The following is a 1,494-nucleotide window of genomic DNA, read 5'->3' on the forward strand; positions in this document are numbered from 1 at the left end:
AGCTTGCCCTTGTATCACAGTTCGATTACGGTGGGCTGATATTAGCCGGGGTCGGGGAAGGCTTTCGACTAATGCTGTCCGCTGCGACGGGTCTCTTCTTTGTTGTACCGCTGGCGTTGAGCCGCGCCTGATTGACGTTCTTACTCAGGCGTGCACAGCTCAACTCAAGCGGTGTGCTCAAGGGTGCCCGCCGTCGTCGTTCATATGCCTGTGCACTGATGCGCTGTGCCCACTGCTGGGACAGCTGTTCCCGTGCGCCCACGTCCCCGTGCCCGGATGCGACGCGGGATGGATATTTTGTGGCACAGCGGGATGCGAAAGCCTGGGCAGTTCTGGCCGGGCAGGGAACGGTGATGGCGAGTCTGGTTGTCGGGCTCGTGGCCTTTGTCGGCACCGGCAAGAGCGTGGAGGTGGTTGTCGACGGCCAGTCGCAGACCGTCCAGACCTTCGGCGGCACGGTTGAAGAGGTCCTGAGGACCGCCAACGTCACCGTTACCGCGAACGACGACGTGTTCCCGTCCCTCGCAAGCTCCGTTGACGACGGCGCCGCCATCCAGGTCAACAAGGCCACCGCCATTGAGGTCCGGCTGAATGGAGCCGAGACCGTCGTCCACACCACCGGCGAGACCGTCGGTGAACTCGTGAACGAGCTCGGTGTGGCCCGCGAGTCGGACATCTCCGCTCCGGCCGAGACCCGGTTGGTCACGCTCAGCTCCACGCTCAGCATTTCGACACCGAAGACCGTCACCCTCGCCGTTGACGGCAAGAACCACCGCATCGAGACCACCGTGAACACCGTGGCGGACCTCCTGAAGGATGCGAAGGTCACCCTCGGCGCCGAAGACCGGGTTTCCGTGCCCGTCAACAGCTCTGTGATCACCGGGATGGGCCTCAAGGTCACCCGCGTCGAGACCGGCAAGAAGATCACCGAGACCGAGAAGATCGACTTCACCTCCACCGAGGAAGAGACTGACGAGCTGCTCGTCGGCGAAAGCGAAGTTGTTCAGGCCGGCGTCGAAGGCGTCCGCACGCGGGTCTTCACCGTTAGCGTCATCGACGGCAAGGAAACCAGCCGGGAAAAGGTCAGCGACAAGGTCACCCGCGAGCCGGTTGCAGAGATCGTCGCAATTGGTATCCGCGAGGAAGAGCCTGAGCCGGAGGAAGAGGAGCCGGCTGCAGCGAAGGCCGAAGCGCCCAAGGTCGACGAGATCGAAACGCCCGAGCCTGCCCCTGCCGCGGTCGTTTCCGGCGGCGGCGCGTGGGATGCCCTCGCCCAGTGCGAATCCGGCGGTAACTGGTCCATCAACTCCGGGAACGGCTACTACGGCGGCCTGCAGTTCAGCGAGTCCAGCTGGCTCGGAGCCGGCGGCGGCAAGTACGCCCCGCTGCCGCACCAGGCATCGCGCGCCGAGCAGATCGCAACCGCCGAGGTTCTCAAGCAGAACGGCGGCTGGGGACACTGGCCGTCCTGCTCCTCGAAGCTGGGACTGCGCT

The 1,494-nt window shown here is 64.5% G+C and carries 1 protein-coding gene; it reads left to right on the plus strand.

What is annotated here, in order from left to right; genetic code table 11:
• Positions 1 to 299: 299 nt before the first annotated feature.
• On the plus strand, positions 300 to 1,494 hold a 1,195-nt coding region (locus RIF85_RS14465; protein ID WP_309072601.1), incomplete at its 3' end, for a transglycosylase family protein.

It is taken from the genome of Arthrobacter sp., from assembly GCF_031179385.1.
Lineage (GTDB): Bacteria > Actinomycetota > Actinomycetes > Actinomycetales > Micrococcaceae > Arthrobacter_D.